At 63.2% G+C, this 13,816-nt stretch carries 13 protein-coding genes; 12 read left to right on the top strand and 1 reads right to left on the bottom strand.

Going from position 1 to position 13,816, the window contains the following annotated elements; genetic code table 11:
• Positions 1-128: 128 nt before the first annotated feature.
• The 3 genes from MOQ67_RS28835 to MOQ67_RS28825 are packed head-to-tail and all read left to right on the top strand — an operon-like array spanning position 129 to position 2,594.
• A complete protein-coding gene (locus MOQ67_RS28835) occupies positions 129-1,154 on the top strand; it encodes an aminoglycoside phosphotransferase family protein (protein ID WP_126587655.1) in 1,026 nt (341 codons plus the stop codon).
• On the top strand, positions 1,151-1,825 hold the full coding sequence (gene murU / locus MOQ67_RS28830; RefSeq protein WP_126587656.1) for an N-acetylmuramate alpha-1-phosphate uridylyltransferase MurU: 675 nt from the start codon (positions 1,151-1,153) through the stop codon (positions 1,823-1,825). The genes MOQ67_RS28835 and murU overlap by 4 nt, the downstream gene beginning before the upstream one ends.
• A gap of 1 nt (position 1,826) precedes the next feature.
• Positions 1,827-2,594 (top strand): TerB family tellurite resistance protein, encoded by a 768-nt coding sequence (locus tag MOQ67_RS28825; RefSeq protein WP_017847804.1) that lies wholly within the window; start codon positions 1,827-1,829, stop codon positions 2,592-2,594.
• Positions 2,595-2,617: 23 nt separating this feature from the next.
• On the opposite strand, the gene MOQ67_RS28820 is transcribed toward MOQ67_RS28825, so the two are convergent.
• Entirely contained in the window at positions 2,618-3,592 is a 975-nt protein-coding gene (locus MOQ67_RS28820) for an alpha/beta hydrolase family protein (RefSeq protein ID WP_017847803.1), read from the bottom strand.
• A 77-nt stretch (positions 3,593-3,669) separates the two neighbouring features.
• On the opposite strand from MOQ67_RS28820, the gene MOQ67_RS28815 reads away from it, so the two are divergent.
• From MOQ67_RS28815 to MOQ67_RS28775, 9 genes are all read left to right on the top strand, one after another.
• Positions 3,670-5,664, top strand: coding sequence for a sensor histidine kinase (locus MOQ67_RS28815; protein WP_126587657.1), 1,995 nt, complete (start codon positions 3,670-3,672; stop codon positions 5,662-5,664).
• An 18-nt stretch (positions 5,665-5,682) separates the two neighbouring features.
• On the top strand, positions 5,683-6,312 hold the full coding sequence (locus tag MOQ67_RS28810) for a response regulator (RefSeq protein WP_017847801.1): 630 nt from the start codon (positions 5,683-5,685) through the stop codon (positions 6,310-6,312).
• Between the two features lie 225 nt (positions 6,313-6,537).
• A complete protein-coding gene (locus MOQ67_RS28805; RefSeq protein ID WP_448675733.1) occupies positions 6,538-7,650 on the top strand; it encodes an ABC transporter ATP-binding protein in 1,113 nt (370 codons plus the stop codon).
• Positions 7,651-7,694: 44 nt separating this feature from the next.
• Complete coding sequence (locus MOQ67_RS28800) at positions 7,695-8,735, top strand: ABC transporter substrate-binding protein (protein ID WP_017847799.1); 1,041 nt, start codon at positions 7,695-7,697, stop codon at positions 8,733-8,735.
• Positions 8,736-8,884: 149 nt separating this feature from the next.
• On the top strand, positions 8,885-10,132 hold the full coding sequence (locus MOQ67_RS28795; protein ID WP_017847798.1) for an ABC transporter permease: 1,248 nt from the start codon (positions 8,885-8,887) through the stop codon (positions 10,130-10,132).
• A 12-nt stretch (positions 10,133-10,144) separates the two neighbouring features.
• The gene (locus MOQ67_RS28790; protein ID WP_017847797.1) at positions 10,145-10,969 is read left to right on the top strand and encodes an ABC transporter permease; all 825 of its coding nucleotides are present in this window, start codon (positions 10,145-10,147) and stop codon (positions 10,967-10,969) included.
• A gap of 123 nt (positions 10,970-11,092) precedes the next feature.
• Complete coding sequence (locus tag MOQ67_RS28785) at positions 11,093-12,241, top strand: iron-containing alcohol dehydrogenase (RefSeq protein WP_126587658.1); 1,149 nt, start codon at positions 11,093-11,095, stop codon at positions 12,239-12,241.
• Positions 12,242-12,325: 84 nt separating this feature from the next.
• A complete protein-coding gene (rpe, locus tag MOQ67_RS28780; protein ID WP_017847795.1) occupies positions 12,326-13,000 on the top strand; it encodes a ribulose-phosphate 3-epimerase in 675 nt (224 codons plus the stop codon).
• Positions 12,997-13,815, top strand: coding sequence for a phosphoglycolate phosphatase (locus MOQ67_RS28775; protein WP_017847794.1), 819 nt, complete (start codon positions 12,997-12,999; stop codon positions 13,813-13,815). The genes rpe and MOQ67_RS28775 overlap by 4 nt, the downstream gene beginning before the upstream one ends.
• Position 13,816 lies beyond the last annotated feature (1 nt).

The raw sequence follows: 13,816 nt of genomic DNA, 5'->3' as shown, positions 1-13,816 counted from the left end.
TATTAGTCCGGGCTTCCTGCGTGCCATCTGCCCGCGGTGTGGGCCGCACGCCTCTCGATGGTCTGAAAAAGATGCGTGATAATAAAGCATGACCCGCTTGACGGCTAGCGCCGTCGGAGACCCTTGTAATGCCCGAGCAAGATCTACGTTTACAACAGCTGAAAGTCTGGCTGGATGAGCAGTTGCCGATCCTCTTCAACGCTCAGGATTGGGGCGCCGTACCCCCGGCCACATTGACCGCGGCCAGTAGCGACGCGAGTTTCAGGCGCTACTTCCGCTGGGAAGGTGGGGCGCATACTTTCGTGGTGATGGACGCTCCACCCCCCCAGGAAAACTGCAAACCTTTCGTCGATATCGCCGATTTACTGGCGAAATCGGCAATCAATGTGCCAAAAATTTATGCAGAAGATTTGCCGCGCGGCTTTCTTTTGCTCAACGACCTGGGCAGAAAAACCTACCTGGACGTGATTGACGAGCAAAATGCCGATCAATTGTTCGCCGATGCCATCGACGCCTTGCTGGCTTTCCAGCAGTTGCCGATGGACGCGCCGCTGCCCAGCTATGACGTCGCTTTACTGCGCCGCGAGCTGGAACTCTTCCCCGAATGGTACGTGCGCCGCCACCTGGGGGTCGAATTCGACGCGCACCAGCAGGCGCTCTGGCAGCGTGTCAGCGAGCGCCTGATCGACAGCGCCCTGGCCCAGCCGAAAGTGCTGGTACACCGCGACTATATGCCGCGCAACCTGATGATCAGCGCGCCGAACCCCGGTGTGCTGGATTTCCAGGACGCGGTCTACGGCCCGGTGACCTACGACATCACCTGCCTGTTCAAGGACGCGTTCCTCAGTTGGCCCCAGGCCCGCGTGCGCGAATGGCAGCGCGGTTATTGGCAGCGCGCCGTAACCCTGGGCATCCCGGTGCAGGCGGATTTCGACGACTTCCTGCGCGCCAGCGACCTGATGGGCGTGCAGCGTCACCTCAAGGTGATCGGTATCTTCGCGCGCATCTGTCACCGCGACGGCAAGCCACGCTACCTGGCCGACGTGCCGCGCTTCTTTGCCTATATAGAAGCGGTACTGGCGGACCGTCCGGAGTTGGGCGAACTGGCGGAGCTGCTGGCCAGCCTGCGCCAACCCGCCGAGGCGAGCGTATGAAGGCGATGATCCTGGCGGCCGGCAAAGGCGAGCGGATGCGCCCGCTCACCTTGCACACGCCCAAGCCGCTGGTGCAGGCGGGCGGCAAGCGCCTGATCGAGTATCACCTGGAGGCGCTGGCCAGGGCCGGGTTCACCGATGTCGTGATCAACCATGCGTGGCTCGGCCAGCAGATTGAAAACTACCTGGGCGACGGTGCGCAGTTTGGCCTGCGCATCCGCTACTCCCCCGAGGGCGAACCGTTGGAAACCGGCGGCGGGATTTTCCAGGCGCTGCCGTTGCTGGGGGGTGAACCCTTTCTGGTGGTCAATGGCGATATCTGGACCGATTACGACTTCGCCCAACTCCAGCGCCCGCTCCAGGGCCTGGCCCACTTGGTGATGGTCGATAACCCGGCGCATCACCCCTCGGGCGGGGATTTCCACCTGGATCATGGTGTGCTTCATGATGCGGCGCCCGGTGCCGATAACCTGACCTTCAGTGGCATATCAGTGCTCGACCCCAAGTTGTTCGCGGGTTGCAGCACCGGTGCCTTCAAGCTGGCGCCGCTGTTGCGCGCGGCCATGGCGCAAGGTCAAGTAACGGGAGAACACATGACGGGACGCTGGATCGATGTCGGCACGCTGGAGCGCCTGGCGCAAGTCGAAACCCTGCTGACAGCGGGGCGCTAAGATGTTGTGGCCTGGGACGCTGATCGGCGCCGGGGCTGGCTTTGCCATTGCCAGTATTCCGGGTGCCTTGTTGGGAGCCTTGCTCGGGCAGGCGCTGGATCGCCGCCTGCAACTGCACAGCTGGGCACAGTTGCGTGAGCGCCTGGGCGGGCGCCCGGCGTTGCGCAATGACGAACTGTTGTTTGTGCTGCTGGGCCGCCTGGCCAAAAGCAATGGCCGCGTGGCGGACGGGCATATCCAGCAGGCACGCCAGGAAATGCGCGCGCTGGACATGACCGAACCGGCCCAGCGTCGGGCGATTGCGGCGTTCAACCGCGGTAAATCCGGCTCTGACCGGGTGCGCGCCTACCTGCGCGTCCTCAAGTCCCAGCCCCATGCGTCAGAAGGCGTGTTGCGCGCCTGTTGGCGCATGGCCTGGGCGGATGGCCGCGCGGATGATGCCGAGCGTGACCTGATCAACTTGTGGGGCAAGTGGTTGGGCTGGACGCCGCAACAGCTTCAGGCGCTGGCCGCCGATTACGCGCCGGAGCGCAAGCCGGTGGCCAGCCGTGGCGCCGCGTATCAGGAGGCGTTGCGGATTCTGGGGGTGACCAGCACCACCGAGCCCTCGGCGATCAAGCGCGCCTACCGCCGCCTGCTCAGCCGCCACCATCCAGACAAGATCGCCGGTAGCGGCGCCAGCCCCGCGCAAGTGCGTGAGGCCACCGAGCGAACCCGCGAACTGCATAACGCCTATACGTTGATTCGCGAGCGGCGGGATTTCCGCTAGTCGTCCCATTTGGGCGCGGGCGCTCAGCTGTCTTTTGGCTCGGGGCTCAACCACCCGCGCACCCGCCGATACAACTGCTCCTGCTCGGCCGAACTGTTGCCGGGCACGGCCTTGAGCGACACTTGCTTGTAGCCGCCATTCTTCAAGCGTTTGGCGGCTTGGGCGCGTTCTCGTGCGGTGTTCCGGTCCTGGGCGAGGTCCTGGTAGAAGACATCCGCCGTGGGGACTTTCAAGCCCGGGGCGAGTTGTTGCAGGTCCGGTTGGCGACCCACGGGGGCCTTGCCCGCCACCATCACCAGCTTCTGCACCTGGCTCGGTTGTTTCTCGCTCAAGTACCGCGCGGCCCACCAGGCGCCGCTGCCATGGCCAAGCAGCACCACGCTGCGGGCGCCTTGGGTCTGGGCGAAAGCGACGGCGGCATCGATGCGCTCGAAGATACGCTTGGCATCGGTCTTGTCCTGTTCGTCCGCGCCCGGCACCACGGCCGGGTCGGTGCCTTCGGCTTCCGCGCTGGCGGCTTGCTCGATCGGTTTGGCGGCGGTGCTGCCGTCTTTGCTGCTGGTGTCGACGGCCGCGTTGGGCGCTTCGATCACCCGTGGTGGCAAGGTGTCCAGGTTCACGTCCGGCAGTGACAGACTGAGGGTGCCCCAGCCGGCATCCGGCAATTTACGCCGCAATGGTGCAATTGCTTGCGGCCAGTCAGCATTTTCACCCGCGCCAGGTACGATAATCACCACGCCTTCGGCTTCGGCGCTGTTGGCCGGTTTCCACAGGGCCAGGAATGAATCGCTGCCGGCCTGCAGCTGTTGCTGTTCTTCGCGTGGGATCTGGCGTTCGAGGGCGCTGGCTTCTTCCCGGCTCCGCTCCGGCAGGGGCTGGCGTTCGAGCGGTTTTTCCGCAACCGGCGCAGGCGCGTCGGCGGCCTGGGCAGAAAAGACGGCGGTAAAGAGGAGTGACAGGCACAATGCTGGCAGTGCCGAACGGTTTCGATAGGGCATCGTTAATTCCCGGCCAGAAGTGATTCCAGCAGCCTAATGGGTTGGTCAGTATTTGTCAGTGATGTGAGACGTGGATCATGGGTTTTCGCTGTCTGCTGGTTATCGGCTGTATGTGCTTTGCCTTGATGGCGGGGGCTGCGCCCCTGCCTGTCGCTGCGCAAGCGCAGCTCTCTGTGCCGCAACGCGAATGGCTGGCGCAACACCCGGAGTTGCGGGTGGGGCTGGTCTTGCAGGCGCCGTATGCGCAATACGACCGGCGCCTGCAGCGTTTGTCGGGGGCCAATGTCGAGTTGATGCAATGGCTGGCCAAGGCCCTGAACATCGAGCTGACGTGGCGCAATTTCCCCACTCAGGAGCAACTGGAAGCCGCCCTGCGTGACGGCGAGGTGGACATCGCCCCCGGCCTGCAGCAAACCCCGGCCGGTTTGCGCCTGTGGTTGTTCACCGACCCGTACATGCGCGTGCCCCAGCGTATCGTCGGCGTCCGTGAGGGCGGCGGTGCGGTGGATTTGGAAAAACTCGACGAACATTCCCGCGTCGCCGTGCGTATGCCCAGCGCCGTGGCCGATTACCTGCGCAGCACGTATCCCGGTCTCAACCTGCAAGGCGTGCCCATGGAGCGCCAGGCCTTGCAGTTGCTGGTCAGTCAGCAGGCGCGTTACGCCGTGGTGGATGAGGCGCAACTGAGCCGTTTGTCGGGCGAGCCTGAGTTCTCCGGGCTGGCGGTGGTCGGCGATATCGGCCTGCCGCAATTGCTGCGGGTGGCGACCCGCCGCGACTGGCCGGAACTGTCCGGCATCATGGAAAGCGCGTTGCGCGCCATCCCCGCCCGCGATCTGGACCAATTGCACAACCGCTGGCTGCAACCCAAATACCCGCGTCTGTCCGAGTCTCCCGGCCTGTGGCAAAACCTCAGCCTGCTGCTGGGGTTGCTGCTGCTCGCCAGCCTGGCGGTGGTGTTCTGGCAGCGTCGCCAGCAACGAGTGCTGGAACACAAACTGCTCGCCGCTCGCGAAGAAAGCGCCGCACGCGCCGCCGGTGCCGAAGCGCTGCGCCTGACGCAGTTTTCCATCGATCAAAGTACCGTCGGCATCCTCTGGGTCAATTGGGACAGCCATGTGCGCTACGCCAACCTTGCGGCGGAAACCATGCTCGGTTATGGCCCCGGCGCGCTGATCGAGCGTCCGCTGGCTGATTTCGACCCGAGCCTGAGCATGGACCGTTGGCTGAACCTGTGGAAACGCGCGCGTGCCAGCGAAGAGGGCCCACAGCATTTCGCCGCCGACTGCCTGCGCGCAGACGGCAGCATCCTGCCGGCCGAGGTGTCGTTGAGCTTTTTGCGGTTTGCCGACGGCGAATACCTGGTGGTCTACCTCAATGACGTCACCGAGCGTCGCCGTTATGTGGCTGCGTTGCTGCAAAGCGAAGCGCAGTTGCGCGAACTGTCGGCGCACCTGGAAACCGTGCGTGAAGAAGAAAAGGCGCGCATCGCCCGCGAAGTACACGACGAACTCGGGCAAATGCTCACCGTACTCAAGCTGGAAACCTCCATGTGCGAGCTGGCCTATGCGCAACTGGACCCTGGCCTGAACGAGCGCTTGAACAGCATGAAACGCCTGATCGCCCAACTGTTTCAATTGGTGCGCGACGTGGCTACGGCGTTGCGTCCGCCAATTCTCGACGCCGGGATCGCCTCGGCCATCGAGTGGCAGGCGCGGCGCTTCGAAGCGCGCACGCAGATTCCCTGCCTGGTGCAAGTCCCGGATAACCTGCCGGCCTTGAGCGATGCCAAGGCCATCGGCCTGTTCCGTATCCTGCAGGAGGCGCTGACCAATGTGATGCGCCATGCCCAGGCGCATACTGTCGAGCTGACCCTGGCGGTGGAGGGCAAGCAACTGCGGCTGACCATCAGCGACGACGGCGTCGGTTTCATCGAGGCCAAGGGCCGTCCGGTGTCGTTCGGCCTGGTCGGCATGCGTGAGCGCGTGCTGATCATGGGCGGGCAGTTGAACCTGGACAGCCAGCCGGGGGAGGGCACCACCCTGAGTGTGACGGTGCCATTGGATGCATAACAATAAGAGGAAACCCCTGTGATCCGTGTACTGGTAGCCGAAGACCACACCATCGTGCGTGAAGGCATCAAGCAATTGATCGGCCTGGCCAAAGACTTGCTGGTGGTGGGCGAGGCGGGCAATGGCGAGCAGTTGCTGGAGACCTTGCGCCATGTGCCTTGCGAGGTGGTGTTGCTGGATATCTCGATGCCTGGCGTCAACGGCCTGGAAGCCATCGCGCGGATTCGTGCGCTGAGCAATCCGCCGGCGATCCTGGTGCTGTCGATGCACGATGAAGCGCAGATGGCCGCGCGGGCCTTGAAGGTAGGCGCGGCCGGTTATGCCACCAAGGACAGCGACCCGGCCCTGCTCTTGATGGCGATTCGCAAGGTCGCGGCCGGTGGGCGCTATATCGACCCGGACCTGGCCGATCGCATGGTCTTCGAGGTCGGCCTGACCGATTCGCGACCTTTGCATTCGCTGCTGTCGGAACGCGAGTTCTCGGTGTTCGAACGCCTGGCCCAGGGCGCCAACGTCAACGACATCGCTCAGCAACTGGCGTTGAGCAGCAAGACCATCAGCACCCATAAGGCACGCCTGATGCAAAAGCTCAATATCACCTCCCTGGCCGAACTGGTGAAGTACGCCATGGAGCACAAGCTGCTCTGACGACATGCCTGTTTGCGACCTCCTTCAGAGCGCCATTTGCCCGTTCTCGGCGCTTGCAGGCTGGCGCTCATAGCGGCGCTGTTCTATCCCCGCCATCGCTGTAGGGCGTTCCCTACCCCCAACCTTCCATCCGGCTGATGTGATTCTCTCCTGGCCCCCGATTTCCGGGGGCCCGCCCCTAGACTACGCTTGTGCCACAGCAGTCCAAAATACAAAGGTGCGGGTATGAGCGAGGCGGATTCAAATGATGTGCTGGTCAGCTTTCGTGGCGTGCAGAAGAGCTACGACGGCGAGAACCTGATCGTCAAAGACCTCAACCTGGAGATTCGCAAGGGCGAGTTCCTCACCCTGCTAGGGCCGTCGGATTCGGGTAAGACCACCAGCCTGATGATGCTGGCCGGCTTCGAAACGCCGACTGCCGGCGAAATCCAGCTGGCCGGGCGTGCCATCAACAACGTGCCGCCGCACAAGCGCGATATCGGCATGGTGTTCCAGAACTACGCGTTGTTCCCGCACATGACCGTGGCCGAGAACCTGGCGTTTCCCCTGTCGGTGCGAGGGTTGAGCAAGACCGATATCAGCGAGCGGGTCAAGCGCGTGCTGAGCATGGTCCAGCTCGACGCCTTCGCCCAACGCTACCCGGCGCAACTCTCCGGCGGCCAGCAACAGCGTGTGGCGTTGGCCCGGGCGCTGGTGTTCGAACCGCAGCTGGTGCTGATGGACGAACCCCTCGGCGCCCTCGACAAGCAATTGCGCGAACACATGCAGATGGAGATCAAGCACCTGCACCAACGCCTCGGCGTGACCGTGGTGTATGTGACCCACGACCAGGGCGAAGCCTTGACCATGTCCGACCGGGTGGCCGTGTTCCACCAGGGCGAGATCCAGCAGATCGCGGCGCCGCGTACCCTGTACGAAGAGCCGAAAAATACCTTCGTCGCCAACTTCATCGGCGAAAACAACCGCCTCAACGGTCGCCTGCACAGCCACACCGGCGACCGCTGCGTGGTGGAACTGGCGCGGGGCGAGAAAGTCGAGGCGCTGGCGGTGAACGTCGGCCAGGTCGGCGGCCCGGTGACCTTGTCGGTGCGGCCTGAGCGCGTCAGCCTCAATGGCTCCAGCGAACGTTGCGTGAACCGCTTCTCTGGGCGAGTAGCGGAATTTGTCTACCTGGGCGACCACGTGCGCGTGCGCCTGGAAGTCTGCGGCATGACCGATTTTTTTGTGAAACAACCGATCGCCGAGCTGGACCCGGCACTGGCGGTCGGCGACGTGGTACCGATTGGCTGGCAAGTCGAGCACGTTCGCGCACTCGACCCACTTCTAGAGGCGAAATAATCGCCCCCATGGCTTCACCAACCCTGCACGTGGAGAGAACAACAATGTTGAGATCCCTTAAGTATTCCGCACTGGCGATCGGCTTGATCGGCGCGACCCAGGCCATGGCTGGCCCGGATCTGACGGTCGTGTCCTTTGGTGGCGCGAACAAGGCCGCACAGGTCAAGGCTTTCTATGCACCGTGGGAAAGTGCAGGCAACGGCAAAATCATCGCCGGCGAGTACAACGGTGAGATGGCCAAGATCAAGGCCATGGTCGACACCAAGAGCGTGTCCTGGGACCTGGTGGAAGTGGAATCGCCGGAACTGTCCCGTGGTTGCGACGAAGACATGTTCGAGCCGCTGGACCCGAAACTGTTCGGCAACACCGCTGACTACGTCAAAGGCGCGATCCAGCCGTGCGGCGTGGGCTTCTTCGTGTGGTCGACCGTACTCGCCTACAACGCTGACAAGCTGAGCAGCGCGCCGACCAGTTGGGCGGATTTCTGGGACACCAAGAAATTCCCTGGCAAGCGCGGCCTGCGCAAGGGTGCCAAATACACCCTCGAATTCGCGTTGATGGCTGACGGCGTGGCGCCGAAGGATGTGTACAAAGTGCTGGCCGGCAAAGACGGCCAGGACCGTGCGTTCAAAAAGCTCGACGAACTCAAGCCGTCGATCCAGTGGTGGGAAGCCGGCGCGCAACCGCCGCAGTACCTCGCCTCGGGTGACGTGGTGATGAGCTCGGCCTACAACGGTCGCATCGCTGCCGTACAGAAAGAGAGCAACCTGAAAGTGGTCTGGAACGGTGGCATCTACGACTTCGACGCGTGGGCTATTCCAAAAGGCCTGGCCAAGGATCGCGCAGAAGCGGCGAAGAAGTTCATCGCCTTCTCGGTGCAGCCGCAGCAGCAGAAGATCTACTCGGAAAACATCGCCTACGGCCCGGCCAACACCCAAGCCGTGCCGTTGCTGGCCAAGGACGTGCTCAAAGACATGCCGACCACGCCTGAGAACATTGCCAACCAGGTGCAGATCGATGTGAGCTTCTGGGCGGATAACGGTGAGCAACTCGAGCAGCGCTTCAATTCCTGGGCTGCCAAGTAACTCCATGTGGGAGGGGGCTTGCCCCCGATAGCGAAGTGTCAGTCAGAACATCTATCAACTGATACACCGCCATCGGGAGCAAACCCCCTCCCACAGGGGATCTGCTGCGTTTGGCAGAGTGCATTCATTTTCAAGTTTCGGAGTTAGCCATGGCCATCGCCGTTCCCTCGACCGAGGTCAACAGCCCCACCCTCAAGCAGCGCCTGGCGCGTGCTGAGCGGCTTAATCGCTGGAAGGCCCAGGCCTTGATTGCGCCGCTGGTGCTGTTTTTGCTGCTGGTGTTCCTGGTGCCGATCGTTGCGCTGTTGTACAAAAGTGTCGGCAACCCGGAAGTCGTGGGCGGCCTGCCGCGCACGGTGGTGGCGGTGAAGACCTGGGACGGTCGCGGCTTGCCTGGCGAGCCGGTGTACCAGGCGCTCAGCGAAGACCTTGGCGAAGCGCGCAAGAACCAGACCCTCGGCGATCTGTCGAAACGCTTGAACATGGAACTGGCCGGCTATCGCAGCCTGCTGACCAAAACCGCGCGGGCGCTGCCGTTTACCGAAGCGCCAGCCTCTTATAAAGAAGCGTTGGAAACCCTCGACGAACGCTGGGGCGACCCGGCGTACTGGCAGGCGATCCGGCGCAATACCAGCAGCCTGACGCCGTACTACCTGCTGGCGGCCGTCGATCACCGCATCGACGACCTCGGCGAAGTGGCCCCGGCCACGCCGGACCAGGCGATCTACCTGGACATCTTCGCCCGCACCTTCTGGATGGGCCTGGTGATCACCTTTCTCTGCCTGCTGCTGGCCTATCCGCTGGCCTACCTGCTGGCCAACCTGCCGGCACGGCAAAGCAACCTGCTGATGATTCTGGTGCTGCTGCCGTTCTGGACCTCGATCCTGGTGCGCGTGGCGGCGTGGATCGTGCTGCTGCAGTCCGGTGGCCTGATCAACAGCGCGCTGATGGGCATGGGCCTGATCGATAAGCCGCTGGAGCTGGTGTTCAACCGCACCGGGGTCTACATCTCCATGGTGCATATCCTGCTGCCGTTCATGATTCTGCCGATCTACAGCGTGATGAAAGGCATCTCGCCGACCTACATGCGCGCCGCGATTTCCCTGGGCTGTCACCCATTCGCCAGCTTCTGGCGCGTGTACTTCCCGCAAACCTACGCCGGTGTGGGCGCAGGCTGCCTGCTGGTGTTCATCCTGGCGATTGGTTACTACATCACCCCGGCCTTGCTGGGCAGCCCGAACGACCAGATGGTCAGCTACTTCGTGGCCTTCTACACCAACACCAGCATCAACTGGGGCATGGCGACCGCGTTGGGCGGCTTGCTGCTGCTGGCCACCGTGCTGCTGTACCTGATCTACAACCGGCTGGTGGGCGCCAGCCGCCTGCGCCTGAGCTAAGGAGACCTTGCGATGCTGAGCCCTTATATGTCGCCCGTGGAGCGGGTGTGGTTCTACAGCTTGCGGATCCTCTGCGGCTTGATCCTGCTGTTCCTGATTCTGCCTGTGCTGGTGATCATCCCGCTGTCGTTCAACAGCGGCAGCTTCCTGGTGTACCCGCTGCAAGGCTTCTCGCTGCACTGGTATCAGGACTTCTTCGCCTCGGCCGAATGGATGCGGGCGCTGAAGAACAGCGTCATCGTCGCCCCAGCGGCCACCGTGCTGGCCATGGTGTTCGGCACGTTGGCGGCGATCGGCCTGACCCGTGGGCATTTCCCCGGCAAGGCGCTGGTGATGGCCCTGGTGATTTCGCCGATGGTGGTGCCGGTGGTGATCATCGGCGTGGCCAGTTACCTGTTCTTCGCGCCGCTGGGGCTGGGTAACAGTTTCTTCTCGCTGATCGTGGTCCACGCCGTGTTGGGCGTGCCGTTTGTGATCATCACGGTGTCCGCGACCTTGCAGGGTTTCAACCATAACCTGGTGCGGGCAGCGGCCAGCCTGGGGGCATCGCCGTTGACCGCGTTTCGCCGGGTGACCTTGCCGCTGATCGCGCCGGGGGTGATTTCCGGGGCGCTGTTCGCGTTTGCCACCTCGTTCGACGAAGTGGTGGTGACGCTGTTCCTCGCCGGCCCCGAGCAAGCGACCCTGCCGCGCCAGATGTTCAGCGGTATCCGCGAAAACCTCAGCCCGACGATTGCTGCCGCGGCGACCTTGCTGATTGCCTTCTCGGTGTTGCTGCTGCTGACCCTGGAATGGCTGCGCGGCCGTAGCGAGAAGTTGCGCACCGCCCAGGTCTAAATGTGGGAGGGGGCAAGCCCCCTCCCACAATCGGTTCTGTGACCATTCAGCTGTTGAATGGAAGATAACCGATCTCCGTCAGCTACTCTTGTGCCAGCCCACAATCGACAAGAGGCCGCGCACATGAGTACTTCCTCATTCAAGATCGCCCACAAACTGTTGACTGGCGCCGGCGCCATCGAGCAATTGGCCGCAGAGTTGACGCGGCTGGATGTCGACAACCCGCTGATCGTCACCGATGCCGCGCTGGTCAAGTCCGGCACCGTGGCGCTGGCACTGGCGCATTTGGGCGAGCGCTCCTACGAGATCTTCGACCGGGTGCTGCCCGACCCGGAAATCGCCATTGTCGAAGATTGCATGCGCGCCTACCGCGAAGGCGGGCATGACGGCCTGATCGGCCTGGGCGGCGGCAGTGCGATCGATATCGCCAAGAGCGTGGCGGCCTATGCCGGATACCACGGCGCGCTGGCGGACCTGTTCGGTGTCGATCAGGTGCCGCGCAAGGGTCCGCCGCTGATTGCCATTCCCACGACGGCCGGCACCGGCTCGGAAGTGACCAACGTCGCGATCCTCTCCGACAAGGCCGCGCAACTGAAAAAGGGCATCGTCAGTGATTTCCTGCTGCCGGACGTCGCACTCATCAGCCCGCAGATGACCCTGACCTGCCCGCGCAGCGTCACCGCCGCCAGTGGCGTGGATGCGCTGGTGCATGCCATTGAGTCCTACCTGTCGCTGAACGCCTCGCCGATTACCGATGCCTTGGCCATCGGCGCGATCAAGCTGATTGCCAAGGCGTTGCCCAAGGCTTACGCCAACCCGGCCAACCTGCAGGCCCGCGACGACATGGCCACCGCCAGCCTGATGGCCGGGATGGCGTTCGGTAACGCCGGGGTCGGCGCGGTGCATGCGTTGGCGTATCCGCTGGGCGGGCGCTTCAATATCGCCCATGGCGTGAGCAATGCGTTGTTGCTGCCGTATGTCATGCACTGGAACAAGCTGGCGTGTGTCGAACGCATGCAGGACATTGCCCAGGCCATGGGCGTGAATGTCACCGGCCTGAGCGTCAATGAAGCCGCCGACCAGGCGGTCGAGGCGATGACGCGACTGTGCGCCGCGGTGGAGATCCCGTCGGGCCTGCGCAGCTTCGGTATCCCCGAAGACGCACTCGCAGCCATGGCCGTGGAAGCGGCGGGTATCGAGCGCCTGATGTGCAACAATCCGCGCCAACTCAGCGCCGCCGATATCGAGAAAATCTATCGGGCGGCGTACTAGCCGTTGAGTTAGGTCACGGTGCGCTGGGCAAAGCATGAGGTATACAATGCGCGCCATTGTGATTTAGCTCAAAAAAGGTGCGTCATGCAGCCCTTCGTTATCGCTCCATCGATTCTCTCCGCCGACTTCGCCCGTCTGGGTGAGGAAGTGGACAACGTGTTGGCCGCCGGTGCCGACTTCGTCCACTTCGATGTCATGGACAACCACTACGTCCCCAACCTGACCATCGGCCCGATGGTTTGCGCGGCGTTGCGCAAGTACGGTGTCACCGCGCCGATCGACGCGCACCTGATGGTCAGCCCGGTAGACCGCATCGTCGGGGACTTCATTGAAGCGGGCGCGACTTACATCACCTTCCACCCGGAAGCCTCGCTGCACGTCGACCGCACCCTGCAACTGATCCGCGAAGGCGGCTGCAAGGCGGGCCTGGTGTTCAACCCGGCCACCCCGCTGGACGTGCTCAAGTACGTGATGGACAAAGTCGACATGGTGCTGCTGATGAGCGTCAACCCAGGTTTCGGCGGGCAGAAGTTCATCCCCGGCACCCTCGACAAGCTGCGCGAAGCCCGTGCGCTGATCGATGCCTCGGGGCGTGAGATCCGCCTGGAAATCGACGGCGGGGTCAACGTCAACAACATCCGCGAAATCGCTGCCGCCGGCGCCGACACCTTTGTCGCCGGCTCGGCGATCTTCAATGCGCCGGACTACCAGGACGTCATCGCCAAGATGCGTGCGGAACTGGCGCTGGCGCGTCCATGAGCGGCTTCGAGCGGCTGTTCCCCGGCAAACTGCCACGGCTGGTGATGTTCGATCTGGACGGTACGTTGATCGACTCGGTGCCGGACCTGGCGGCGGCGGTGGACGAGATGCTGCTCAAGCTGGGGCGCAAGCCGGTCGGTATCGAGTCGGTGCGCAAATGGGTCGGCAACGGCGCGCAGGTGCTGGTGCGCCGGGCGCTGGCCAACCGCATCGAGGCAGAGGGGGTCGATGATGTCGAGGCCGAACACGCCCTGGAATTGTTCAACCTCGCCTATGAAGACCACCACGAACTGACCGTGGTGTACCCCGGCGTGCGCGACACCCTCAAATGGCTGAGCAAGCAGGGCGTGGAAATGGCCCTGATCACCAACAAGCCGGAGCGCTTCGTCGCTCCGTTGCTGGACCAGATGAAAATCGGCCGTTATTTCCGCTGGATCATCGGTGGCGATACCTTGCCGCAGAAGAAACCCGACCCGGCGGCGCTGTTTTTCGTGATGAAAATGGCCAATATCCCGGCGTCCCAGTCGTTGTTTGTCGGCGATTCGCGTAGCGACGTGCTGGCGGCCAAGGCGGCGGGCGTGCAGTGCGTGGCCTTGAGTTACGGCTATAACCACGGTCGGCCGATCGCCGAAGAGTCGCCCGCGCTGGTAATTGATGACCTGCGCCGACTAATCCCCGGTTGCTTGGGAGCGGGCGCTGAGATAACGTTGGCCGACACCGATCCATCCCCTTCTGGAAATACCATCGTGGTAGTCACTCGCAAACTCTGGATGAAAGTTATCAAGGCCCTGGCCCGCTGGCGTTGGCGCGCCTGAC

It is taken from the genome of Pseudomonas sp. LY-1 (assembly GCF_053502595.1).
This window is presented reverse-complemented; position numbering and strand designations above follow the sequence as displayed.

What these genes read in the sequence shown, in the direction of transcription:
- MOQ67_RS28835 (WP_126587655.1), top strand. Translation starts at nt 129, where the DNA reads ATGCCCGAGCAAGATCTACGTTTACAACAGCTGAAAGTCTGGCTGGAT.
- murU (WP_126587656.1), top strand. Translation starts at nt 1,151, where the DNA reads ATGAAGGCGATGATCCTGGCGGCCGGCAAAGGCGAGCGGATGCGCCCG.
- MOQ67_RS28825 (WP_017847804.1), top strand. Translation starts at nt 1,827, where the DNA reads ATGTTGTGGCCTGGGACGCTGATCGGCGCCGGGGCTGGCTTTGCCATT.
- MOQ67_RS28820 (WP_017847803.1), bottom strand. Translation starts at nt 3,592, where the DNA reads ATGCCCTATCGAAACCGTTCGGCACTGCCAGCATTGTGCCTGTCACTC.
- MOQ67_RS28815 (WP_126587657.1), top strand. Translation starts at nt 3,670, where the DNA reads ATGGGTTTTCGCTGTCTGCTGGTTATCGGCTGTATGTGCTTTGCCTTG.
- MOQ67_RS28805 (WP_448675733.1), top strand. Translation starts at nt 6,538, where the DNA reads ATGAGCGAGGCGGATTCAAATGATGTGCTGGTCAGCTTTCGTGGCGTG.
- MOQ67_RS28800 (WP_017847799.1), top strand. Translation starts at nt 7,695, where the DNA reads ATGTTGAGATCCCTTAAGTATTCCGCACTGGCGATCGGCTTGATCGGC.
- MOQ67_RS28795 (WP_017847798.1), top strand. Translation starts at nt 8,885, where the DNA reads ATGGCCATCGCCGTTCCCTCGACCGAGGTCAACAGCCCCACCCTCAAG.
- MOQ67_RS28790 (WP_017847797.1), top strand. Translation starts at nt 10,145, where the DNA reads ATGCTGAGCCCTTATATGTCGCCCGTGGAGCGGGTGTGGTTCTACAGC.
- MOQ67_RS28785 (WP_126587658.1), top strand. Translation starts at nt 11,093, where the DNA reads ATGAGTACTTCCTCATTCAAGATCGCCCACAAACTGTTGACTGGCGCC.
- rpe (WP_017847795.1), top strand. Translation starts at nt 12,326, where the DNA reads ATGCAGCCCTTCGTTATCGCTCCATCGATTCTCTCCGCCGACTTCGCC.
- MOQ67_RS28775 (WP_017847794.1), top strand. Translation starts at nt 12,997, where the DNA reads ATGAGCGGCTTCGAGCGGCTGTTCCCCGGCAAACTGCCACGGCTGGTG.